The sequence below is a fragment of the Cohaesibacter marisflavi genome (assembly GCF_900115225.1).
GTDB classification, from domain to species: Bacteria; Pseudomonadota; Alphaproteobacteria; order Rhizobiales; family Cohaesibacteraceae; genus Cohaesibacter; species Cohaesibacter marisflavi.
In genome coordinates this window covers 77916-101597 of record NZ_FOVR01000004.1, presented here as the reverse complement: position 1 = coordinate 101597, position 23682 = coordinate 77916, and the positions used below count along the sequence as shown (strand labels likewise).

General features: G+C 53.6%; 24 protein-coding genes. 18 read left to right on the top strand and 6 right to left on the bottom strand.

Going from position 1 to position 23682, the window contains the following annotated elements:
• Positions 1 to 37: 37 nt before the first annotated feature.
• The 17 genes from BM258_RS09465 (at position 38) to BM258_RS09385 (ending at position 16385) form a co-directional block, all read left to right on the top strand.
• Positions 38 to 607: a DJ-1/PfpI family protein gene (locus BM258_RS09465; protein WP_090071531.1), complete on the top strand. Its 570-nt coding sequence runs from the start codon at positions 38 to 40 to the stop codon at positions 605 to 607.
• 16 nt (positions 608 to 623) lie between these two features.
• Positions 624 to 3227 (top strand): glycyl radical protein, encoded by a 2604-nt coding sequence (locus BM258_RS09460; RefSeq protein ID WP_280141758.1) that lies wholly within the window; start codon positions 624 to 626, stop codon positions 3225 to 3227.
• Positions 3228 to 3355: 128 nt separating this feature from the next.
• On the top strand, positions 3356 to 4495 hold the full coding sequence (locus BM258_RS09455) for a 1-propanol dehydrogenase PduQ (RefSeq protein WP_090071529.1): 1140 nt from the start codon (positions 3356 to 3358) through the stop codon (positions 4493 to 4495).
• Positions 4496 to 4583: 88 nt separating this feature from the next.
• Positions 4584 to 4865, top strand: a complete 282-nt coding sequence (gene pduA, locus BM258_RS09450; protein WP_090071527.1) for a propanediol utilization microcompartment protein PduA — start codon at positions 4584 to 4586, stop codon at positions 4863 to 4865.
• Between the two features lie 25 nt (positions 4866 to 4890).
• On the top strand, positions 4891 to 5715 hold the full coding sequence (gene pduB, locus BM258_RS09445) for a propanediol utilization microcompartment protein PduB (RefSeq protein ID WP_090071526.1): 825 nt from the start codon (positions 4891 to 4893) through the stop codon (positions 5713 to 5715).
• Between the two features lie 21 nt (positions 5716 to 5736).
• A complete protein-coding gene (locus BM258_RS25175; protein WP_090071524.1) occupies positions 5737 to 6405 on the top strand; it encodes a BMC domain-containing protein in 669 nt (222 codons plus the stop codon).
• A gap of 85 nt (positions 6406 to 6490) precedes the next feature.
• Positions 6491 to 7147, top strand: a complete 657-nt coding sequence (gene pduL / locus BM258_RS09435) for a phosphate propanoyltransferase (protein WP_090071522.1) — start codon at positions 6491 to 6493, stop codon at positions 7145 to 7147.
• 62 nt (positions 7148 to 7209) lie between these two features.
• A complete protein-coding gene (gene eutJ / locus BM258_RS09430; protein ID WP_090071520.1) occupies positions 7210 to 8070 on the top strand; it encodes an ethanolamine utilization protein EutJ in 861 nt (286 codons plus the stop codon).
• The gene (locus BM258_RS09425; protein ID WP_090071518.1) at positions 8070 to 8900 is read left to right on the top strand and encodes a hypothetical protein; all 831 of its coding nucleotides are present in this window, start codon (positions 8070 to 8072) and stop codon (positions 8898 to 8900) included. The genes eutJ and BM258_RS09425 overlap by 1 nt, the downstream gene beginning before the upstream one ends.
• Positions 8901 to 8912: 12 nt before the next feature.
• Complete coding sequence (locus BM258_RS09420) at positions 8913 to 9188, top strand: EutN/CcmL family microcompartment protein (RefSeq protein ID WP_090071516.1); 276 nt, start codon at positions 8913 to 8915, stop codon at positions 9186 to 9188.
• Between the two features lie 11 nt (positions 9189 to 9199).
• Positions 9200 to 9712 (top strand): GlcG/HbpS family heme-binding protein, encoded by a 513-nt coding sequence (locus BM258_RS09415; RefSeq protein ID WP_090071514.1) that lies wholly within the window; start codon positions 9200 to 9202, stop codon positions 9710 to 9712.
• A gap of 4 nt (positions 9713 to 9716) precedes the next feature.
• Positions 9717 to 11420, top strand: a complete 1704-nt coding sequence (locus BM258_RS09410; RefSeq protein ID WP_280141757.1) for an aldehyde dehydrogenase family protein — start codon at positions 9717 to 9719, stop codon at positions 11418 to 11420.
• 123 nt (positions 11421 to 11543) lie between these two features.
• The gene (locus BM258_RS09405; RefSeq protein WP_090071512.1) at positions 11544 to 11846 is read left to right on the top strand and encodes a BMC domain-containing protein; all 303 of its coding nucleotides are present in this window, start codon (positions 11544 to 11546) and stop codon (positions 11844 to 11846) included.
• Between the two features lie 39 nt (positions 11847 to 11885).
• A complete protein-coding gene (locus BM258_RS09400) occupies positions 11886 to 12806 on the top strand; it encodes a glycyl-radical enzyme activating protein (protein ID WP_090071510.1) in 921 nt (306 codons plus the stop codon).
• A gap of 38 nt (positions 12807 to 12844) precedes the next feature.
• A complete protein-coding gene (metK, locus tag BM258_RS09395; RefSeq protein ID WP_090071508.1) occupies positions 12845 to 13993 on the top strand; it encodes a methionine adenosyltransferase in 1149 nt (382 codons plus the stop codon).
• A complete protein-coding gene (locus BM258_RS09390) occupies positions 13962 to 15320 on the top strand; it encodes a sensor histidine kinase (protein ID WP_244544656.1) in 1359 nt (452 codons plus the stop codon). Before metK ends, BM258_RS09390 begins: the two co-directional genes overlap by 32 nt.
• Before the next feature lie 39 nt (positions 15321 to 15359).
• Positions 15360 to 16385 carry a response regulator transcription factor gene (locus tag BM258_RS09385; protein WP_090071503.1) on the top strand — a complete coding sequence of 342 codons (1026 nt, stop codon included), beginning with the start codon at positions 15360 to 15362 and terminating at the stop codon, positions 16383 to 16385.
• Positions 16386 to 16434: 49 nt separating this feature from the next.
• On the opposite strand, the gene BM258_RS09380 is transcribed toward BM258_RS09385, so the two are convergent.
• The 5 genes from BM258_RS09380 to ugpB all read right to left on the bottom strand — a co-directional run bounded on the left by BM258_RS09380 (position 16435) and on the right by ugpB (position 21620).
• On the bottom strand, positions 16435 to 17388 hold the full coding sequence (locus tag BM258_RS09380; protein WP_090071501.1) for a glycerophosphodiester phosphodiesterase family protein: 954 nt from the start codon (positions 17386 to 17388) through the stop codon (positions 16435 to 16437).
• 15 nt (positions 17389 to 17403) lie between these two features.
• The gene (locus tag BM258_RS09375) at positions 17404 to 18480 is read right to left on the bottom strand and encodes a sn-glycerol-3-phosphate import ATP-binding protein UgpC (RefSeq protein ID WP_090071499.1); all 1077 of its coding nucleotides are present in this window, start codon (positions 18478 to 18480) and stop codon (positions 17404 to 17406) included.
• A 20-nt stretch (positions 18481 to 18500) separates the two neighbouring features.
• Entirely contained in the window at positions 18501 to 19352 is an 852-nt protein-coding gene (ugpE, locus tag BM258_RS09370) for a sn-glycerol-3-phosphate ABC transporter permease UgpE (protein ID WP_090071496.1), read from the bottom strand.
• Complete coding sequence (ugpA, locus tag BM258_RS09365) at positions 19352 to 20233, bottom strand: sn-glycerol-3-phosphate ABC transporter permease UgpA (protein WP_090072155.1); 882 nt, start codon at positions 20231 to 20233, stop codon at positions 19352 to 19354. The genes ugpE and ugpA overlap by 1 nt, the downstream gene beginning before the upstream one ends.
• Before the next feature lie 82 nt (positions 20234 to 20315).
• A complete protein-coding gene (gene ugpB, locus BM258_RS09360; protein ID WP_090071494.1) occupies positions 20316 to 21620 on the bottom strand; it encodes a sn-glycerol-3-phosphate ABC transporter substrate-binding protein UgpB in 1305 nt (434 codons plus the stop codon).
• A gap of 303 nt (positions 21621 to 21923) precedes the next feature.
• On the opposite strand from ugpB, the gene BM258_RS09355 reads away from it, so the two are divergent.
• Positions 21924 to 22835, top strand: coding sequence for a LysR substrate-binding domain-containing protein (locus BM258_RS09355; RefSeq protein WP_090071492.1), 912 nt, complete (start codon positions 21924 to 21926; stop codon positions 22833 to 22835).
• Positions 22836 to 22951: 116 nt separating this feature from the next.
• On the opposite strand, the gene BM258_RS09350 is transcribed toward BM258_RS09355, so the two are convergent.
• On the bottom strand, positions 22952 to 23677 hold the full coding sequence (locus BM258_RS09350) for an AprI/Inh family metalloprotease inhibitor (RefSeq protein ID WP_090071490.1): 726 nt from the start codon (positions 23675 to 23677) through the stop codon (positions 22952 to 22954).
• Between the last annotated feature and the right edge of the window lie 5 nt (positions 23678 to 23682).

Below are 23682 nucleotides of genomic sequence, written 5' to 3'. Positions count from 1 at the left end.
TGGGAGGCATTGGTTTTGTTTGGAGGGGCGGCCTGTAATGACAAGTATACTCATTATAGCTGGTGACTATTCGGAAGATTATGAAGTCATGGTTCCCTACCAGGCGTTGTTAATGCTTGGTTTTACGGTCGATGTCGTCTGCCCGAACAAGCGCAAGGGTGACTTCATTCGTACTGCAATTCATGATTTTGAGGGTGATCAGACCTACTCGGAGAAGCCGGGACATCTGTTTTGCCTTACCGCTTCTTTCTCGGCGATTGAGCCAGATTGCTACGACGGGCTTTATCTGGCCGGGGGAAGGGCGTGCGAATATCTGCGATTGGATGACGATGTCCTTTCCATTTGTCGCGGTTTCATGGAGCGCAATGCGCCGCTGGCCGCGATTTGCCACGGCATTCAGATTTTAACCGCAGCCAATGTTGTTCGCGGGCGCAAGCTGACGGCCTATCCGGCGGTTGCGCCGGAAGTCGTCATGGCGGGCGGAGAATTTATCAAAGTTGAACCGGATGAATCCGTAGTGGACGGAAATCTCGTGACCTCGCCAGCCTGGCCCGGCCACCCCGCCTTGCTGCGCAACTTTGTCAGTTTAATCGGTTCTCAAACATAGCACTAAGGAAAAGGCGATGGCGTTTGCGACAGAGAGTGCAAGCGAGGTCGTATCCTGCAGCCTGGAGGAAGTAATGATAGAGAAGGGCTTTTCTCAACCAACCGAACGTATTGTGCGGTTGAAAAACCAGATTCTGAACGCGACGCCTTTTGTTGAGTCCGAGCGTGCAGTTCTGGCTACCGAGGCCTACAAGGAAAGTGAACATCTTTCCCCGATCATGCGCCGCGCAAAAGTGGCCGAAAAGATTTTCAATAATCTGCCGGTTACCATTCGCGACGACGAACTGATCGTTGGTGCCATCACCAAAAATCCGCGTTCTACGGAAATCTGCCCGGAATTCTCCTATGATTGGGTAGAAGCCGAGTTCGAAACCATGGCAACCCGCATGGCTGACCCTTTCGAAATTCCGAAAGAAACAGCTGCCGAGTTGCATGAAGCCTTCAAATACTGGCCGAACAAAACCACCAGTTCCTATGCTGACTCCCTGATGTCTTCGGAGACCAAGGACTGCATCGCAAATGGCGTCTTCACCGTTGGTAACTATTTCTATGGTGGTGTCGGTCACGTTTGCGTGGACTATGGCAAGATCATGAAAATTGGCTTCCGCGGTATCATCGAAGAAGCCGTCAAAGCCATGGATGCGATGGACAAGAATGATCCATCCTACATCAAGAAGCGCCAGTTCTACGAAGCCATCATCATCACCTATAATGCAGCGATCAATTTCGCTCATCGGTATGCTGACAAGGCACTGGAACTCTCAAGGGCAGAAAGCAACCCGACCCGCAAGGCCGAGCTGGAGCAGATCGCTAAGAACTGCGCACGCGTTCCTGAATATCCTGCTTCCAACTTCTGGGAAGCTTGTCAGACCTTCTGGTTCATCCAGTCTCTGATGCAGATCGAATCCTCGGGGCACTCCATTTCTCCGGGCCGCTTCGACCAGTATATGAACGACTATCTGCAGGCTGATGCATCCATTGACCGTGCTTTCGCTCAGGAACTGATCGATTGCATCTGGATCAAGCTCAACGACGTCAACAAAACCCGTGACGAAGTGTCTGCTCAGGCCTTTGCCGGTTACGCCGTGTTCCAGAATCTGTGCGTTGGTGGTCAGACGGCTGACGGGCTGGATGCGACAAACGATGTTTCCTACATGTGCATGGAAGCTGTTTCTCACGTTCGTTTGCCAGCTCCTTCCTTCTCCATTCGTGTTTGGCAGGGCACGCCTGATGCATTCCTCTTCCGCGCTACGGAAGTTGTTCGTCTGGGTCTTGGTGTTCCTGCCATGTATAACGACGAAGTGATCATTCCGGCTCTTCAGAACCGTGGTGTTTCTCTCGCCGATGCCCGCGATTACGGCATTGTCGGTTGCGTTGAACCGCAGCCAATCCATAAGGCAGAAGGCTGGCACGACGCTGCATTCTTCAACGTTGCCAAGATCCTCGAAATCACCCTGCACGGTGGTAAAGTTGGCGAAACGCCAGGCACCATCGGCAACAAGCAGCTTGGCCCGGTTACGCCGGATGTATCGCAGTGGAAGTGCCTTGATGACTTCTACGATGCTTTTGAAAAACAGATGGCCTACTTCGTCTACCATCTGGTTGAAGCTGACAACTGCGTTGACATTGCGCACGCCGAAATGGCTCCGCTGCCGTTCCAGTCTGCAATGGTTGATGATTGCCTTGGTCGCGGCATGTCCGTGCAGGAAGGCGGTGCCTTGTACAACTTCACCGGTCCGCAGGCCTTTGGTGTTGCTGACACCGGTGACTCTGTCTACGCAATGAAGAAATTCGTCTTTGACGAAAAGAAAATCAGCCCGGCAGAACTCAAGGAAGCTCTGGTCAACAACTTCGGTCAGCCGGTTGGCGGTGCTGCTCCTGCAGCTGCTGAACTGTCTGAAGATCAGGTCTATGCCGCTGTTCGCAAGGTTCTTGCCAACAACAATTCCATGGATGTCTCTGCTCTGAAAGATCAGGTCTATCAGACCCTTGGTTCTTCCAGCTCGGCGCCTAGCGGCAAATATGCCGACATTCATCGCATGCTCGATAGCGCCGAATGCTTCGGTAACGACATTGATGAAGTCGATCTGATCGCCCGCAAGTGCGCTGAGATCTACTGTAAAGAAGTCGAAAAATACACCAACCCGCGCGGCGGTCAGTTCCAGGCTGGTATCTATCCTGTGTCTGCCAACGTGCTGTTCGGTAAAGATGTTGCTGCGCTGCCTGACGGACGTCTGGCCAAGGCACCTCTTGCTGACGGTGTGTCACCTCGTCAGGGTAAGGACACCAACGGTCCGACCGCAGCGGCAAACTCGGTTGCCAAGCTCAACCACTTCATTGCCTCCAACGGTACCCTCTATAACCAGAAGTTCCTGCCATCCGCCCTTGCTGGCGACAATGGCATCCTGAACTTCACATCGGTTGTGCGCTCCTACTTCGATCACAAGGGCATGCATGTCCAGTTCAACGTGGTGGACAGAAACGTCTTGCTCGAAGCTCAGCGTGAACCTGAAAAGCACAGAGACCTTGTGGTCCGCGTGGCTGGTTATAGCGCCCAGTGGGTCGTGCTCGCCAAGGAAGTGCAGGACGACATCATCAGCCGTACCGAGCAAAATCTCTAGGAGATTGGCCGACCTGCCAAGGCCTTTGGCTCTGGCAGGTCAGTATGGCGCGACAGGCTGTCGGGGTCTTTTGAGGTTTCTCTCTCCGGCAGCTCACAATTGCTCAAAGTGTCAAGGATTTCTGTTTTATGTCTCGTTATCAGAGCTTCTTTTCAAAAACTGAAGTTGTTTTTGGAGCCGGGATGCTGGATCGACTGAACGCTTATCGTGGTCAGAAGGTTGCGATCGTCACCGATGCCTTCATGGCAAAATCCGGTGCTCTGGACAGAGTGCGGGCGCATCTCACTGGATCAGAGTGTTTCGTCTATGATGAAGCGATCCCAGAGCCGCCTATCGAAACAGTGTCCAAGGGAGCTGGCCTTCTTGCCGACTTCGAGCCGGATGCGATCGTTGCTCTGGGTGGCGGTTCTGCCATTGATGCTGCGAAAGCCATTCTGGCTGTCGTTCGAGAAGTCAAACCCCAACTCACTATCCAATTTGTAGCCATTCCCACCACATCGGGAACCGGATCAGAGGTAACGTCGTACGCCGTGATTTCCGATCCGGCCAACAATCGTAAATTTCCATTGGTATCCAACTCACTGATACCGGATGTTGCGATCCTTGATCCCGAATTTGTCCGCACGGCTCCTGCCAATGTAACCGCGGACACCGGAATGGACGTCATAACCCATGCCATCGAGGCTCTTGCATCTTCCCGCTCTTCCTATTGCTCCGACGCACTGGCTGCCAAGGCCTTGTCGTTGGCATTTGAAAGTCTGCCGGCTGCATTCAAGAATGGTGATGATCTGGAAGCCCGCGCAGAGATGCATCAGGCTTCCTGCATGGCGGGCATGGCGTTCAATTCGGCAGGCCTCGGCCTGAACCACGGACTGGCTCATGCCATCGGCGGACAGTTTCATGTCGCCCACGGTCGTCTCAATGCCATGCTTCTGCCTCTGGTCATTGAATATAACGCTGGCCTTAGCGAAGGCGCTGCCTTCTGCGAAAAGACGGCGGACGTCTATGCCAGAGCTGCGACCAGCCTGGGCCTGCGTTTCCCAAGCATTAAGATGGGTGTCTGGGCTCTCATTCACGCGATTGAACGCCTGAATGCTCAGTTCAATATTCCCGCAACGCTTCGGGGGCAGGGGATCGACATGAACGCATATGCCCACAGCGAACAAACCCTTGTGAAAGCGACTTTCGCGGATGCCTGCACGGCTACCAATCCCAGAAAGCCGGTTGCTCAGGATCTGGTGCGGTTGCTGCGGCGCCTTGGTGGATAGGAGATGAGGGAGGACACCGATCAAACTACTTAAAAACTTGACGCCTCTAAAGGGCACATTCTGAACATCAAGAAAACTGGAGAGAAAAATGCAACAAGAAGCATTGGGTATGGTTGAAACCAAAGGCCTCGTAGGCGCAATCGAAGCCGCTGATGCGATGGTCAAATCCGCAAATGTTGGCCTGATCGGCTATGAAAAAATCGGTTCCGGTTTCGTGACCGTTATGGTTCGTGGTGATGTTGGCGCAGTTAAAGCTGCTACCGACGCAGGCGCAGTGGCTGCCGAGAAAGTTGGCACCGTGGTTTCCGTCCATGTCATCCCACGCCCACATACCGAAGTTGAAAAAATCCTGCCGAAAAGCGCGGAATAACCCCTGATCAGAAGGAGTATCGACAATGAATAACGATCTTGTCGAACAGATCATGGGCGAGGTTATGCGCAAAATGGACTCGGAAGCTGCTTCCGCTCCCGCACAACCTGCAGCCCCTGAAGCGAAAAGCTGCGCAGCCAAGCTGCCGGCAGCTTGCGGTCTGACCGAATTTGTCGGAACCGCAATTGGCCACACCATTGGTCTTGTTATCGCCAATGTTGACTCTTCCCTGCATGAGCAGATGAAGATCGACAAGAAATACCGCTCAATCGGTATTCTTGGTGCCCGTACCGGTGCTGGCCCGCACATCTTTGCCGCTGACGAAGCCGTCAAGGCAACCAACAGTGAAATCATCTTGATCGAGCTGCCTCGCGATACTGAAGGCGGAGCTGGTCATGGTTCTTTGATCCTGTTTGGTGCTGAGGATGTTTCCGATGCCCGTCGTGCCGTTGAAGTGGCTCTGAGTGAAGTAGAACGCACCTTTGGTGATGTTTATGGCAACTCTGCCGGTCATCTGGAATTCCAGTATACCGCACGTGCAAGCACAGCCCTGAACAAAGCTTTTGGTGCACCGCTTGGCCAGTCCTTCGGTATCACCGTCGGTGGCCCGGCTGCCATTGGTGTTCTGCTGGCTGATACGGCTGCCAAAGCGGCAACTGTGGATGCGGTTGGCTATTCTTCACCAGGCAATGGTGGAACCAGCTTCTCGAACGAAGTCATTTTCACCTTCAGCGGTGACTCTGGCGCTGTGCGTCAGGCTATCGTTGCGGCTCGTGAAGTGGGCAAGCAGGTTCTCAAAGCCATGGAACCTGATGAGGATCTTCCTTCCAGCACAACCCCTTACATTTGATCGTAGGAAAGGAGGATCGTCATGTCGCAGAAAAGCCTCGGTTTGATTGAAACGACGGGCCTGACTGCTGCCATTGAAGCGGCAGACGCTGCCGTGAAATCTGCAAATGTCGAGCTTGTCGGCTACGAATTGGCCAAGGGAGGTGGCATGACGGTTGTCAAGCTCTATGGCGAAGTCGGTGCAGTCAATGCTGCCGTAGCAGCGGCAACCGCCGCTGCTGCCAAAATCAACACGGTCGTGTCCACGAAAGTGATTGCAAGACCTGCTGATGGCATGGAGTGCATGGTCATCTCCGAAGAAACGGTTGGTGCCGACCTCCCAAAGCCACCTGAGCCTCCTGAACCGACTCCGCCGACAGGTGGGGGGGAAGGGCCGAAATCCGGTCCTGACGATTCCGGTGAAGGTGGCTCGGACAAGGGCACTGAAGCCACTGGCGAGGACGCTGGAGCGGATGCTCTGGCCCCTGAGCAGACCGAAGGCAAGGCCGAGGCTGCTGAAAGCGCAAGTGCTAAGAGCAAGGTAGAGGCGGAGAAAGCGGAACAAGCAGTTCCGCAAGAGGCAAAAACGGAAGAGCTGGATCTTAAGCCGGTTGCTGACGTCAAGCCAATCGAGGCTGCAAAGCCCGCATCATCTACCGCCAAACCGGCTACGACACGCAAGACAGGCCGTGGCAGACGCAGACGCGCCTGAGTGGTTTGTCTTCCGACCATGAAAGATTTTCATCCCGCGGTTCTCTTGAGCTGCGGGATGACAAAGAGAGAGCAAAGAAAGAGCCATGCAACTGACTGAGCAAATGATCGATAAGGTTGTCGCCGATATTCTGGCAAAGGCAACAAGCAGCGCGGCGTCAAAGAGCGATCCTGCCTTGGTACCGGTTGGCGTGTCGAACCGCCATATTCACCTGTCCAGAGAAGACATGGAAATGCTGTTTGGTCCGGGGCAAAATCTAACCCGCATGAAGGCCATGAAACAGCCAGGACAATATGCGGCTGAAGAAACAGTTACTCTGAAAGGCCCCAAAGGCGAGCTACGGCGCGTTCGGGTTCTCGGGCCATTTCGCAAAGAAACACAGATCGAGATTTCCGTATCAGACGGCTTTGCGTTGGGCATCAAGGCCCCGATGCGCATGTCCGGTGATCTGGATGAGAGCGCCGGCTTGGAAATTGTTGGCCCGCTCGGAACGGTCAAGCTGGAGCAGGGCGTCATTGTGGCGCAACGCCACATCCATATGCATCCCGACGACGCAAAAAAGGCCGGTGTCTGCAATGGCGAGATTGTGAGCGTGGAAGCGCAGGGGCCGCGTGGGGGCATTCTCAAGAATGTTGCCGTGCGCGTATCCGAAGCCTCCGCTCTGGAAATTCATATCGATGTTGAAGAAGCCAACGCGCTTGGCCTCAAAAACAACGATCAGGTGCGGATTTGCAAATCCTGATTTTGCAAATTCCTACGGAACCCAAAAGTCAAAAGTCACAAGCCAACTGAAGAAAAGTCACCATGCGCAGTTCCGATGATATCTTGCACGACTTTGCAGACCTGATCAGAGAGGAGGCGATCTTGCCGAAATCTGAATGGGCTGAAGGCCCGTTGAAGGTCGGCGTCGACCTTGGTACGGCCAATATCGTGCTATCGGTCGTCGATGCGCAGAACCGGCCTGTTGCCGGAGCAAGCTATCGTTCGACAGTCGTGCGTGATGGCATTGTGGTTGATTATGTGGGGGCTGTTCAGGCTGTTCGTTCTCTCAAGGCGATCATTGAGGATCGCCTTGGCCAACAGCTTGTTCGGGCCGCAACGGCCATTCCTCCCGGCATTCATGCCGGTAATGCCAAGGCCATTGGCAATGTGGTGGAAGCGGCCGATATGGAACTTGTTGAGATTGTCGATGAACCGACAGCTGCATCGCGCGTATTGATGGTGAGCGATGGTGCCGTCGTTGACGTGGGCGGCGGCACCACAGGCATCAGCATTCTGAAAAATGGCAAGGTGCTGGGCTCCTTCGATGAAGCAACCGGCGGAACGCACATGACCCTTGTGCTTGCTGGTGCCTATGGCATGAGCTTCGATGAGGCTGAAGAGCACAAGCTTGATGTTGCGAACGATCGGGATGTGTTTCCCGTGGTGCGACCTGTGGTCGACAAGATGGCCAGCATCGTTTCCAGATTTCTGGATGGCAAAGATGTTGACGACATCTATGTGGTTGGCGGTGCCTGCACATTTTCCGGCTTTGAAAAAGCCTTCGCGCAACAGACTGGCAAAATGGTGATCAAACCGGCAGAGCCGCTTCTGGTCACACCTTTGGGTATTGCAATGTATGAGCAGAATGCCAGCCAGACCGGGCCGGCGGGGGGAGTGCAATAATGCCAGACCTCTCCCGTATCATTCAAACGGTTCTCGTAGAAATCATTTCAGAAAAGATTATTGAACGACTTTCAGTGATGAAGCGCAAGGCGCTGGTTTTGCTGGATATGTCGGATGCCGGAATTGGAGATGCCGTTCAGGAACTGAACAAGCTGTATCGCGACAGTTGGTCACTTGATGTCGCTGCCACGCGCGAAGTGTTTGAAGCCATACCCTCCACCTTCCCTAGTCAAACACTTGCGATACCCAGAACAGCATGGACCGTACTTGATGCGGCATCTCCAATGACCGGCATGTCTTCACTACTGGACGATAAAACCATGCTCATCGTTCCCAACATGAGCATGGCACTGGCCGCCAAGGTAGCTCATGGCATCGGTGATGATGCGCCTTCAAGGCTGATGTCAACGGCACTGGAGACCGGCAAAGTGGTTGTGGCGGCAAAAGACGCCTGTTGTCCGGCCTGTCGTGATCGTGATGATCGGCCGTTTGTCGCCAATGATGCCTATCGGGCCATGATGATCGCCAATCTGGAAGCTTTGGATCACTATGGGGTCCGGCTTTGCCGCGCACCCCAGCTTTCGAAGGTTGTTGCGGGTGCCGTGACACCGTTCGCTTCGGGGCCTCGCGCTTTCATACCAGAACAAAAAGCCGAGCTCGTAACGCCTCCTGCTCCGGCACTCATCACCGCCGATAGCAAACGCGTGTTCGGATGGCGTGACGCCAAGCTTGCGAGCGGCTCAACAGTTAACATCGCTGAGGGGGTAGTGGTCACGCCACTCGCTATTGAGGAACTGAGGGCGCGCAACATTTGCGTCGTCAGGCATTGAAAGGTCAGGACCATGTATTTGGCTAAAGTCATCGGAACTGTTGTTTCCACCAGCAAGGATATGTCCCTGTCCGGATCCAAGCTGCTGATTGTGGCAAAGCTCAACGAAAAGCAGGAGCCGACTGGAGAGACGGAAATCGCCGTCGATACGGTTGGGGCTGGTAACGATGAGATTGTGATCGTTACCCAGAACAGCTCGGCGCGCAAAGCCGCAACGCTGGAGAATTCAGTTACCGATGCTGCGATTGTTGGCATCGTGGATACCGTTGAAACCAAGCATAACTGGTAAGGACATGGTCGATGCTGACAGCAGAAAACAGGGAGCAGATTTCGGAACTGATCAATCGCGAGATCTCGCGCTTGAACCCTGGTCTCCTGAGCCAGACCCTGACCTTGAAGGAAGCCAAGACGCTGGCGGACCTTGCGCAGAAGAAGGCTTTGGAGATTGGTGTGCCAATTGCTGTTTCGATTGCCGATCCACATGGACAGCAGATCCTGTTTCACCGGATGGAGAACACGCTGCCGGTGAGCGCCCAACTGGCGACAGACAAGGCGCACACAGCAGCGACCTTTCGCATGACGACTGAGGAATTGGGCAAGCTGGCCCAGCCCGGTGAAATGCTTTTTGGCGTGCAGGCCAATATTGGCGGGCGCGTCGTGATTTTCGGCGGCGGCATTCCATGCTGTCGCGATGGTGCGGTTATCGGCGCCATTGGAGTGAGTGGAGGCACTGCCTATCAGGATGTACAGATTGCCGAACGCGCTCTAGACCTTTTTTCGAATAAACCAGAGCCTGTCTCTGAGGAAGGATGAAACCGTGAACGATCAACAGATCTCCGAAGCTGTGACGAGAGTCCTCAGCAGCTTTGGCGGAGCTAGCGCCGCACCAGTGGTTCCCGCTCCGGTCAATAATAAAACGGTGGCAAAAAGCACCCCTGCCGAGGATCAAGTGGCCAGTCTCGTGTCCCAAATCCTTGGTGAAAGCAAATCCGGTGGCGCCAAGGCAAAGCCGGACTATGTTCCAAGCCCGACCAAATGTGGCTGGGAACGTGCGGACAAGGGCTCTGCATCTGATGATGCCATGGTCTCGGACGTGATTGCCAAGGTGCTCTCGGAATCGATGGGTAAAGCCCCGGCATCAACTGCAAAGGCTGCCGCTTCGTGTGTATCGATTGCTGTTTCCGATGCGGAAGCAACCGAATTGGGTGATGGTGTCTTTGCTACCATGGACGAAGCGGTCGAAGCTGCCGCGCTTGCCCAGAAGCAATATCTCTTTTGCTCCATGGAAGAGCGTCAGTCTTTCATCGATGGCATTCGCGATGTGATCCTGGAGCCTGAAACTCTGGACCGGATTTCCCATATGGGTGCCGAGCAGACGGGTATGGGCAAATATGAACACAAGATCATCAAGAACCGACTGGCCGCTGAAAAGACTCCGGGTACCGAAGACCTGACGACGGAAGCATGCAGTGGCGATGGCGGTTTGACGCTGGTGGAATATTCCGCCTATGGCGTTATTGGGTCCATCACACCGACGACCAACCCGACAGAGACCATCATCTGCAATTCCATCGGCATGCTGGCTGCAGGCAACTCGGTGGTCTATAGCCCGCATCCGCGTGCGCGAGTTGTTTCCCTTTTGACCATCAAGCTGATCAACCGCAAGCTGGCAACGCTTGGCGCTCCAGCCAACCTGATCACGACGGTACAAGAGCCTTCCATCGACAACACCAATGCCATGATGCAGCATCCCAAAATCCGCATGCTGGTCGCTACCGGTGGACCGGGTATCGTGAAAACGGTCATGTCCACTGGCAAAAAAGCCATCGGGGCAGGGGCAGGCAATCCGCCGGTTGTCGTCGATGAAACCGCAGATATCGAAAAGGCTGCCGTTGATATCGTCAATGGTTGCAGCTTCGATAACAATCTGCCTTGCATCGCCGAGAAGGAAATTGTCGCAGTCAACCAGATTGCGGACTATCTCATCTCCTGCATGACCAAATGTGGTGCCTATCTGGTGGAAGACCCGGCTGTGGTCAAGAAGCTCGAAGCGCTGGTGATCAACGAAAAGGGCGGGCCGCAGACCTCATGCGTTGGCAAAAGCGCTGTCTATCTGCTCGACAAGGTTGGCATCAAGGTTGGTGACGATATCAAAGTTATCTTGATCGACTTGCCCAAGGAGCATGTCTTCGTTCAGGAAGAGCTGATGATGCCGATCCTGCCTCTGGTGCGCGTGCCAGATGTTGATGAAGCCATCGATTTCGCTGTTGAAGTCGAACATGGCAACCGTCACACGGCGATGATGCATTCGACCAATGTTCGCAAACTGACCAAGATGGCCAAGCTCATCCAGACGACCATTTTTGTCAAGAATGGCCCATCCTATGCAGGCATCGGCGTTGGCGGAGAAGGCTATACCACCTTCACGATTGCCGGACCGACCGGTGAAGGGCTGACCGGCCCGAAAGCCTTTGCCCGTAAACGCAGATGCGTGATGGTTGAATCGCTGAATGTGAGATAGAGCGGCATCCCCTTTGCTGCTCTCCAAGGGTCAGGCGCTCGCGCCTGGCCACCCCAAACAAATCTCTGTTGCTCCCAACAACAGGGCGAAAATCAGAATGAAATCTGAGGGAGGGACCGCGTAATGAATGCAAGGATCATCAATGCTCCGCAACCGGACGTGCTGCTGATGCTCCAACGACGCATGCCTCCGCATGGCCGCACATGGGTCAAGGAACACAGTGTCGGGTCCATCGGTCTTATTCAGGCAAGTGTGACGGATCTGTTTTTCTTCTCCGATCTTGCCTTGAAGGCTGCCGACGTATTCACCGTCGAGATCTATGGCACATGCCCTCAGCATGTAACGACACTGGCAATTCTGGGCGAAACCTCCGCAGTGAAGGCGGCGATGGAGTCAATCGAGATTGCAGGACAAACCAGCTTCTGACCGGGATCGAGGCATAAAAGGACTAGGCGGGAAAGAAAAATGGCCCCAATTAACTACGATCAGGAAGGTGTCGTCTTCGACATCCAGCGCTACTCAATTCATGATGGTCCCGGCGTACGGACAATTGTCTTTCTCAAGGGATGTCCGTTGCGGTGTCGTTGGTGCAGCAACCCTGAATCCCAGGATCCGAAGCCGGAGCTCTTTTACAAGGATTCAAGCTGCATCCATTGTGGCAAATGCCTTCCGGTCTGTCCGGTCGCGGCATTGTCTCAGGACAATCCGGGCTTTGTTGATCGCGACAAATGCATTCGTTGCGGCGCCTGTGCCGAGGCGTGCCCAACCGATGCCCTGACACGTTCGGGCAAAGTGATGACCGTCAATCAGGTTTTGCAGGAAGTGCGCAAGGATGCGACCCATTATCGCCGATCTGGTGGCGGGATCACGCTTTCCGGCGGCGAACCGCTGATGCAGAGTGATTTTGCCCGTGAACTGCTTAAAGCTTGCCATGAGCAGGGCTGGAATACGGCAATGGAAACCACCGGCTTCACAACGCCCGAGATCATTGCTGACGTCATGCCTCATGTTGATCATGCGCTGCTTGATATCAAGGCTATTGATCCGGCTGTTCACATGGCCAACACCGGCGTTGACAATCGCATCATCCTTGAAAACGCCATCCGGACTGCCATGACCAGCAAGTCGGTTGTCGTTCGTGTTCCAGTGGTGCCCGGCGTCAATGACACCGAACAGGCAATTTCGGATATCGGTAACTTCGCCAAGATGTTGCCCGGTGTGGAGACAGTCCATTTGTTGGGCTATCACTCCTATGGGGAAAATAAGTATGGTTTGCTTAACAGGGCCTACCCAATGGGCGATACCCCCGATCTTCCCAAGGATGCCTTGCCTCCGCTCAAAAAGGTCATCGAGTCTCTTGGATTGAATTGCATGATCGGTGGTTGAGCCAGGACTAGCGGGAAGAAGAAGGGCAGGAGAAACCCATGCGTACAAGCCTCGTCAGCGCGGAATCGGTAACCGAAGGGCATCCGGACAAAGTATGTGACCAGATTTCGGATGCCATTTTGGATGCCTATCTGACGGTCGACAGAGAAGCCCGTGTTGCTGCCGAGACCGTTGCCGCCGGAGACACTGTGTTTCTGGCTGGCGAGATCACTTCACGACAGCGCGTGAATGTCGAACCCGTCGTGCGCGAAACCATTCGCCAGATCGGCTATACCGATCCGGCTCTTGGTTTTGATGCGGATCATTGCTTTCTGATTACCGATCTCCGTGAGCAGTCGCCCGATATCGCGCAAGGGGTTTCTCGCGCCGGTGAATTGGGGGCGGGGGATCAGGGCGTTTTCTACGGCTTTGCCACAGATGAAACGCCTAGTTACATGCCTGCGCCCATCCATTTTGCCCATAAGCTCACCAAGGCTTTGGCCGATGCGCGCCACAATGGTGTGCTGGATTGGCTGCGGCCGGATGGCAAAGCGCAAGTGACCTTCGTTTATGACGAAAAGGGTTTGCCAACACATGTCAGCAGCATTGTCGTATCGACTCAGCACGCCCCTGAAGTGGATCAGAAAATGTTGGTTCGGGGGGTGTTGGAGCAAGTGATTTGTCCATATTTGCAGCAGTGGATCCAATCAGATACACGCGTGCACATAAATCCCACTGGACGGTTTGTGGAAGGCGGTCCAAAAGCGGATACAGGGTTGACCGGACGCAAGCTGATGGTTGATACTTACGGCGGAATTGCCAGGCACGGAGGCGGTGCATTCTCTGGCAAAGATCCGACGAAAGTTGATAGGTCAGCTGCCTATTATGCCCGTTATATCGCGAAGAATATCGTGGCTGCTGGCCTAGCAAAGAAATGCGAAGTTTCTCTAGCTTTTGCTATTGGGCAGACAGAGCCTGAGATGGTTGATGTGAATGCATTCGGCACATCAGTCGTCGATCCGGACAAATTGGTCTATGCCGTGAAGGAACTCTTCCCACTGACGGTTTCTGGGATGATCGAAACGCTTAATTTGCGTCGACCAATTTACAAGCAAACTGCTGCCTATGGCCATTTTGGCAGGGAAACAGGTGTGTTTCCATGGGAGGGAATGGAACGTGCAGCAATCTTACGAAGGTTCTGCCAATGAGGAGATAATCGGCTGGGGAGGAAGACAGGAAAACCCTGCAGGGAAGAATGGTAAAGGCGCGCATATAGCTCGCAAGAAATTGTCTGATCTGATCAGTGTGGAGGTACTGCAGAAGGTTCAGGACGATTTTAGCGCAGCTGTTGGTGTTGCTATTGTTATTGTCGATCCTGACGGGGTTCCCGTTACTCAGCCAAGTGGTTTTACTCCTTTTTGCAATACAGTTCGCAAAATGGACAAATTGCGCGAACGGTGTTTTCACTGTGATGCCGTCGGGGGGCGTATTGCGCTTTCAACCGGCGAGCCATCTATCTATAAATGTCATTGTGGGCTGGTGGATTTTGCCGCGCCTATCATCATGAAAGATCAGTATCTTGGTGCCGTTGTCGGTGGTCAGGTGCACCTGACCGATCTGCATGAGGGTGCGGATCTGGAAGACATGTCCAACTTGTTTGCGTCCGGGGATTCCTGGGACGTGGACAAGCAATTGGTCGAGCTGCATGAAGGCGCTTGGCAGTTGCCCTATGACCGGCTGAAGAGTGCGGCCTATTCGTTGCTCAACATCGCGTCGCATCTGGCAGAAGAAAGCTACTCCAATACGGTTTCTCAGGAGCTTTATGTCAAGAATATGCGGTTGATGGAGGAATCCAAGAAGCGGGCCGAGCTGGAGCGTTCATTGCGCGAGGCGGAGCTGCAGGCCTTGTCCTATCAGGTCAATCCGCATTTCCTGTTCAATGTCCTCAATACGATTTCACGATTGGCACTCATTGAAGATGCGGGCGAGACGGAAAAGACCGTTCACGCCTTTGCTGACATGATGCGTTATATTCTGAAGAAGAGCGGGAACCAGTTTGCACCTTTGGGGACTGAAGTGGAGCATGTGAAGAACTATCTCTATCTTCAGAAGCTGCGGTTGGGTGACCGGTTTGACGTGTCTCTGGACGTGCCTGAGGAATTCAATGAAGTGCTTTGTCCCTTCATGATCCTGCAGCCAATTGTCGAGAACTGCATCAACTATGCAGTCGAGCCGCGTGAGAGTGGCGGCTTCATCAAGATCAACGCCTATTCGGATGTGCAGGATCTGATTGTCGATATAGAGGATAATGGGGAAGGTATCTCGCAGAAGCGCAAGCAATCTGTCCTCAAAGGGGAATCCGAACACGGAAACCGCAAGAGCATTGGTATTTTCAATGTCGGTAGTCGCTTGCAGCATTTCTTCGGTGAAGAATATGCTCTTGAGATTGTTAGCCCCTATCGGCAGGGAAAAGGAACGCTTGTGCGCATCAGGCTACCGCTTGAGTTCGACCCGTGTGCGTTCCAGATGAAATAGGCTCGCGGTTTTCCGAGGGGCGGTTGAGGAGAATGAAACATGTATGATGTTGCTATCGTGGAAGATGAGGAATTGGAGCGGCGTGCGCTGCGTACAATTCTGAGCAACAAGATTGACGGCATCAATATAGTTGGTGAGGCGCGCAATGGTGTTGAGGCAATGGACCTCATCAACAATAACGCGATTGACCTCATTCTTGTCGACATCAACATCCCCAAGCCAAATGGTCTGGAAATCATCCAGTCGCTGCGGCAGAAGAATATGAAGACCAAGGTCGTTATTCTCACTGCCTATGACTATTTCGAAATCATGCAGAAAGCGATCCATCTCAAGGCGGATAGCTTTCTGCTAAAGCCAGTAAAAACAGATGAGTTGCTCGGCGTTGTTAATGCGTGTCTGGGAGATTTGGGAGCAAGTCGCACGCACAACGAGATTGCCGATCAGATCTGGACACTGCTGGAACAGCGCGCCTATAGGGAATGTCTCTCACTGGTACGCAAGCATCTTGAAGCTATTTATGCGCGCAAGGGCGAAGCCCCGCGTCAGGCTATTCTGGACTTTTCCGATGAACTTCTGGCCCTTTCCGATAAGCGCAAGGTCGAGATGCCGGACGATCTTCTGGGGCAAATTGCCAATTTGCGAAAGGAACGGTTGGACGCGCGCAGTCGTAACAGAATACATGGACTATTCTGTCAGATCGTTGATGCCCTGTTCCAGATGACGGAAGAACATTTCGGCCGGTCACCGGAGCGCATGCAGAATGTGTTGAATTATATCGAGCGCAATCTGAATAAGGAGATTACGCTGGAGGATGCCGCCAACTGCGCTAGTGTCAGTCCGTGCTATTTTTCGCGCCTGTTTAAAAAAACGATGGGGGATACCTTCGTTGCCTATGTCAAGCAACGGCGCATTCATCACGCGAAAGAGATGCTTGAGGGTAGCGATTTGCCGATCATGAATATCGCACTGGACTTGTCCTTCAACGACATCAATTATTTTGCCAAGGTGTTCAAGAAGGAAGTGGGCGTGACGCCGAGTGAATATAGGCGTCAATGCCGCGCTTGACAGGAAGCGCAAGTCGGCCAAAGCCCTCTGCGCTCCTGATCTTTGCGATCTAACAATCGCCTAGCCAATGCATTTGGTGGGCCATAAGGCGCCGTTGTACTCTGGACGGATAGTCCGAGATAATGGCGTCAACGCCCAGATCGATCATCCTATCGATGTCTTCTGTCTCATTGACCGTCCAGACATAAAGGCCGATGCCGAGGGCTCGGGCTTCGGACACGGCTTGCTCGTCGAGATCCTTATATAGGCTCGACCAATTGTTGCCGCCTGCCTTCTTGATGAGCGCAGGGATCGTTTCATCATCTGAAAGGCATTGGGTTCTACCAAGCCATGGGGAGCCCTTGTAGATGGTGGCATGCTCTCCATTGTGGGCGGCGATGGTCAGATAAGAGCGCTTTAAATGGGAAGCCTTGTCTTGTACGAAATCGAGAATGGCCCAATCAAAGGACTGGATGATCACCTTGTCGGCGTAGGCGTGCTTCTCGATGAGGGCCAGAAGGATGTCGACGGTCTTTTCCGCTCTGTCCGTGTGGCCCGGACGGGTCGGGTCTGATTTGACCTCGATGTTGAGCGTGATGCTGCCTGCGCCCGAGCTGGTTTCATAATCGCTGCAAAAGACCATTATCTCTTCAAGAGTCGGGATTGTTACCCCGTCAAGGAAAGCCTGATCGGGGAATTTTGCGCCATAGGGGCTGCCTGCCTTCAAGCCGCCGATGTCATAGCTTTTCAGCTCTGCCGCCGTCAGCGTAATGGATTCCGGTCCGGTGCCGGTTAGCCATTGGCCCTCGCTGTTTCTGGTCTGCGCGGTCGAAAGCGTGAAGTCATGGGTTGCCACCAGAATGTCGTCGGCAGTCAGTTGTATATCCAGCTCCAGCGTCCGGATGCCCGTGGAAAGGGCGTAGGCATAGCCTTCAAGCGTATTTTCGGGGAAAAGCCCCCTTGCTCCGCGATGACCATGAATGTCGATCACGCGGACTTGCAAGCGCGATTGTGTATTTGGCATTGAATTCCTCTTGATCTAGTTGATGCGCTTTCCGCTTTCCGGATCGAAAACATGCAGGTTTTCCGGGTCGATTGCAAAGCTGAATTGCGTTCCGCTGCTCACGCGGTGGATGCCATCCAGCCGAACGGCCATGCTGCTGGTGGCTTTGCCAAAGTCGGCATGAATGATCGTGTCGGCGCCCAGTTCCTCGATGACATCGGATTTAAAAGAGAACAGGGCGTTGCCGTTGGTGGCCAGACGAATATGTTCCGGTCGCATGCCAAGGTTGACTGATGCTCCTGCCTGCGCGTTGAGGCGCATGCCCAGCGGGATGACTTCACCCTCTGGTAGTATGATAGAGGAGGCGTCCTCGCTAACGGTGCCGTTGAGAATGTTCATGGCCGGTGAACCGATGAAGGTGGCTACAAACAGGGTTGCCGGTTTGTCATAAAGATCAATCGGTGTGCCGAACTGCTCAACAGACCCTGCATTGAGTACCATCAGCCGATGGCCCAGCGTCATGGCTTCCACCTGATCATGGGTGACATAGACCGATGTGATGCCGAGCCGCTCTTGCAGTTTCTTGATCTCCAGCCGCATTTGGACACGCAATTTGGCATCGAGGTTGGAAAGCGGTTCGTCAAACAGGAAGACATCCGGCTCGCGCACGATGGCGCGTCCCATGGCAACGCGCTGGCGCTGACCGCCGGAAAGCTGGCGGGGGGAGCGCTTGAGATATGGCGTTAACTCGAGAATCTCGGCGGTCTCTTCCACGCGACGGCGAATTTCCTCTTTTGGCACTTTCCTGATCTTCAGCCCGTATGACATGTTGTCGAACACGCTCATATGGGGATAGAGCGCATAGTTCTGAAAAACCATGGCGATATTGCGTTGTGCCGGTTCGAGCTTGTTGACGACGCGTTTGCCAATCTGGATCTCGCCGCCGGTAATGCTCTCTAGCCCCGCAATCATGCGCAGCAGGGTGGATTTGCCACAGCCAGAAGGGCCAACGATGACGACGAATTCGCCCTGTTGGATGGAGCCGCTGATCCCGTGGATGACTTCGCTGGGACCGTAGGATTTGCGTACATAATCAAGAGAAATATTGGACATGATTTAACCTGTAGATCCCGTTATTTATCCGTTTCCGTCAAGCCTTTGACGAAGAGCTTCTGCATGCTGACGATCACCAGAATGGGGGGCAGCATGGCCAGCAGTGCTGTCATCATGATGGTGTTCCATTCCGGCGTGCGTTCGGCGGAGTCGAGCATTTCCTTGATGCTGACAACGACCGTTGAGAGCGAGGAATCCGTTGTGATCAGAAGCGGCCACATATATTGGTTCCAGCCATAGATGAAGAGAATGACGAACAGGGCGGCAATGTTGGTGCGCGAGAGCGGCAACAGCATGTCAAAGAAGAAGCGCACAGGGCCTGCCCCATCTATGCGGGCGCTCTCTAGCATTTCGTCCGGAATGGTCAGAAATACTTGCCTGAACATAAAGGTCGCAGTTGCTGAAGCGATGAGAGGCACGGTGAGGCCCAGATAACTGTTGAGCATGCCCAGAGATGCAACCACCTCGAAGGTTGGCAAAATACGCACCTCGACGGGGAGCATCAGCGTGATGAAAATCATCCAGAAGAAGCCCATGCGGAATGGAAAGTCGAAATAGACGATGGCGTAGGCCGAAAGGATGGAAATGATGATTTTGCCGATAGCGATCATCAGGGCCATGATGAGCGAGTTGAACATCATTTTCCAGACGGGGAGCATGTCGACACCAGAGACGACCTTGCCTTCAAGGGCCAGCTTGAGATTATCGAAAAAGTGCGAGCCCGGCCAAATAGGGATAGGCGCCTGCGACATGCGGGCCAGATCGTGTGTCGCGGCAACGAAGGTTATCCAGATCGGGAAAGCGATAAGGATAACGCCCAGGATCAGAATGATATGCGTGAGCGTATCGAAAAAGGGACGGTTCTCAACCATTAGTAATCAACCCTTCTCTCGACATAACGGAACTGGATGACCGTGAGGCCGATAACCATGGCCATCAGGATCACGGACTGCGCTGCCGAGCCGCCCAGATCAAGTCCGATAAAGCCATCGCTATAGACCTTGTAGACGAGCGTTACGGTGGAGCCTGCCGGGCCGCCTTCGGTTACGGCGTGAATGATGCCGAATGTGTCAAAGAAGGCATAGACGATGTTGATGACGAGCAGGAAAAATGTGGTCGGGGAGACCAGCGGAAAAATGATAGTCCAAAAGCGCTTGGCCGGGCCTGCGCCATCAATGGCTGCGGCCTCGATCATGGATTTCGGAATGGCTTGCATCGCTGCCAGATAGAACAGGAAGTTATAGGCAATCTGCTTCCAGCTGGCTGCAAAGACAATCAGAGCCATGGCCTGGCCGCCATTGAGAAAATGGTTCCAGTCGACCCCGATCAGATCCAGCCAATAGGCGATGATGCCGACGGACGGGTTGAACATGAAAACCCAAAGAGCACCGGCCAAAACGGGAGCAACGGCATAAGGCCAGATCAGCAGTGTTCTGTAGATTGTGGCGCCTTTGACCACCCGATCTGCAAAGCCGGCAAGAATCAGGGAGAGGAACATGGAAAGCGCGGCAACCATGACCGAGAAGAAGATGGTACGGATGAAGACATCAGCATAGAGCGGATCTTCAAATAGGATTTCAAAATTCTCGAACCAGACAAATTCACGGCCAAAGCCAAAGGCGTCTTCAATCAGGAATGACTGATACATCGCCTGTCCGGCAGGCCAGATGAAAAAGACGATCGTAATGGCAATCTGGGGCGCTACCAGAAGGTATGGCAGGGGGGAAGAAGGAAAATGAACACGCTTGATCATGTCATCGGGGTCCTTGGGGGCTTGCCGTAAAACCATGCCGCCCGGTGGGCGGCATGGAAATTGTTCGCTTTAAGCCAATGAATTATTTGGCGCTGCGTTCGAACTTGCGCAGAAGAGCGTTGCCGCGTTTTACAGCGTCGTCCATAGCGGTCTTGGCGTCTTTTTTGCCAGCCCACAGAGCTTCCATCTCTTCGTTGACTACGTCACGAACCTGAACCATGTTGCCGTAGCGAATGCCGCGGGAGTTCGGGGTCGGGGTGTTCAGGCTAAGCTGTTTGATGGCCGTGTCGGTGCCAGGGTTTTCCTTGTAGTAACCCTGCTCCTTGGAGAGTTCGTAAGCGGCCGTGGTGATTGGCACATAGCCGGTGGTCTGATGCCATTTGGCCTGAATTTCCGGAGTGGAGATGAATTTCAGGAATTTGGCAACGCCTTTATATTCTTCACTCTCATGGCCCTGCAGCACCCAAAGGGTTGCACCACCGATGATGGAGTTCTGAGGCTTGTCAGCAACGTCGGTGTCCAGTGGCAACATGGTTTGGCCGAAGTTGAATTTGATGTCCTTTACAAAGCCGCCATAGTAAGCGGAGGAGTTCATCCAGAGGCCACATTCGCCATTGACGAAGAGCGGACGGGATTCACCGGTGCGGCCGCCATATTTGAACAGGCCTTTTTTGCCATCGTCAGCGATCTTCTGCAGACGGTTGATGACAGCGTCATTGTTGAAGGTGAATTCGGTGTCGAAACCGGCAAAGCCGTTTTCCTTGGTGCCTGATGGCATGTTGTGCCATGCGGAGTAGTTCTCCATCATGACCCAGGATTGCCAACCGAAGGAATAGCCGCAGTCCATGCCGCTATCGACCAGCTTCTGGGCAGCTTCTTCCACTTCATCCCAGGTGGTTGGCACATTGGCGCCTGCTTTGTCCAGCGCGTCTTTGTTGTACCACATGACAGGGGTGGAGCTGTTGAATGGCATGGAAAGCAGATCGCCTTCCGGGCTCTGATAGTAGGAAACAACAGCTGGCAGGTAGGCTGACTGGTCGAATTCCTCGCCAGTGTCTTTCATCAGCTGGCTGATCGGATAGATAGCGCCTTTGGCTGCCATCATGGTGGCGGTACCAACTTCAAAAACCTGAACGATGGCTGGCTGCTCTTTCGCGCGGAATGCTGCGATAGCGGCCGTCATGGTGTCTGCATAACCGCCCTTATAGACAGGAACGACTTTATAATCGGACTGAGAAGCGTTGAATTTCTCGGCCATTTCGTTGACGAGTTCACCGTTGACACCACCCATGGCGTGCCACCATTGAATTTCCGTTGCAGCCATTGCCGGTGCGGTCAGGCCTGCAATGATCGTTGCAGCCAAAAGGGCTTTGCGTGACAGTTTCATTTGAGTTTTCCCTTGCTCAAAACAAAGACAATATGAATTCGTTCCTCCAAGTCCTCAGCTTCCTCTGCAAGGAAGTGGCTTCTTCTTCTCTTATGGAGGAGGGAAGCCGCCCGGCCGTTTAAAGGCGCTCCTAACATCATTGTGTTGAGCGAGATGACCGGCCCGTTTGGACAAGGGCAAAATGAGGCGAGCGGTTGAATAATTCAAATGAAGTTTTTTCTTAAATGTCATAACATCATGTTATGAAATTTGGTATTTGGTAAAGCGTGGCAGGTTGAAGGCGCGGAAAAGAACGAGACGCATATGATACAGTTGAGACAGTTGGAAGCCTTTCGAGCGGTGGCGACCACGGGGAATGTGACGTCGGCGGCCAAGCTGTTGGATATTTCGCAGCCAGCGGTTTCGCGCCTGATATCGAGCCTCACCCAGCGGGTGGGCTTTGAGGTTTTTATGCGTGATGGCGGGCGGCTCGTTCCAACGCAGGAAGCGCGGTTTCTATTGGGCGAAGTAGACAGGGTGCTGGCCGGCCTTGGCAATATCGAGAAGCTGGTTGAAGAAATTCATGATTTGCAAGTCGGGCATTTGCGCATCACGTGTCTGCCGGGCTTTGCGACCACCCATTTGCCGCGGGTTGTTGCCGATTTCATGAAGGAACGCCCGGGCGTGACTATGGCCATTGAGCCGGATAGGCCGGAGCGCATTCTGGATTGGATTATCTCGCACCAGTATGATGTGGGTATCTCTTCCCATCATGAACCGCATCCTGCGCTGGAGATCATCCCAATCATGATGCGCAGTGTATGCGTTTTGCCGCAGGGGCATCGCCTCAAGGACAAGGAGCATATTACGCCGCAGGATCTGGACAATGAGCCCTTTATTCATGCCAGACGCGGCAGTGATTATTTCAATTTGGTGAATGCGGCCTTTGAGGCGAGTGGAGCGCGGCTTAATCCGATCATAGAATCGCGTCAATTCGGCTTAGCATGCCGTATCGTGGCCGGAGGTGTTGGCGTTAGCGTGGTTAGCATCATCGATGCATTAGAATATGAAAAAGACGGCCTGATCATCAAACCGTTCAAGCCCGTGGTGCCTCACAGGCTCAGCATTCTCTTTCCAACCCACACGCCCAGATCTGTCATCACGATGGAATTCATCGATCGGTTTATCAAGAGTTTGGAACCGTACCAGATCAAAAGCCGAACGCAGGCCTACTAGTCGGGAAGGTGCCCGGCGCATGTTTAAGACATCCCGCCACGCACAACGAAACGTTGGTGGCGGGATCGGATCTGCGAGCTGATATCATCCAACTGGGTGGATGGGGCAGAAGGAGGTTACGAGCAACCATTCTTGAAGGTGATAACAGGCCAGCGCTGTTGGCGAACCGTTTGCTTCTTGATCCATGCGTTGCCATTTTCGATTTTGACTTTGCACCACAGGCCATCGGACGCCACCGTGCAGACTTCAGCGCTGACACAAGCATTGGGCTTCAAGACAGTCTTTATCGTTGCGTTGTTGCGTGGCTCTGTTCTGGCGTTGAGATTGACCAGAATCTGCACCGGTGATGGCGACCCGATGCTGGCTGCCGGGGGCGCGAAATCTCGTGGAGAGGCGCATGTCTGGCTGTAACCAATGTAGGAACACTGGATCGACTTGCGGGCTTTCTCGATCTTCCGAGCAACTTCCAGCCTTTCGATGATGATTGGCAGATTGTTCTGCAAGATTGTTCCGCTCAACCGTTCCTGATTGCCTCCAACCAATGCGATCGCCGTATTGGCGCTGGACATGAACACCAGCTGGTTATTCTGTATCCGCCAGCCAGCGATATCCGCCAGATCGCCGCTACAACCCTTTTTCGTTATGGGATAAAGATCGCCGGATTTTTGTGCAGAGAAGGCCAGCTCGCAGCTTTTCTGCTCTGCGAAATGCCTGTCATAGGTAATCCAATTGCCAGCGAAGGCTTTGGCCACCGCTTCAGCGGACTGGGCATGGGCGGTTTCTGGGGCAAGAAAGCCCAGACAAAAGAGACCTGATAAAAATGCAGAAAATAACCTGATCATTGAAG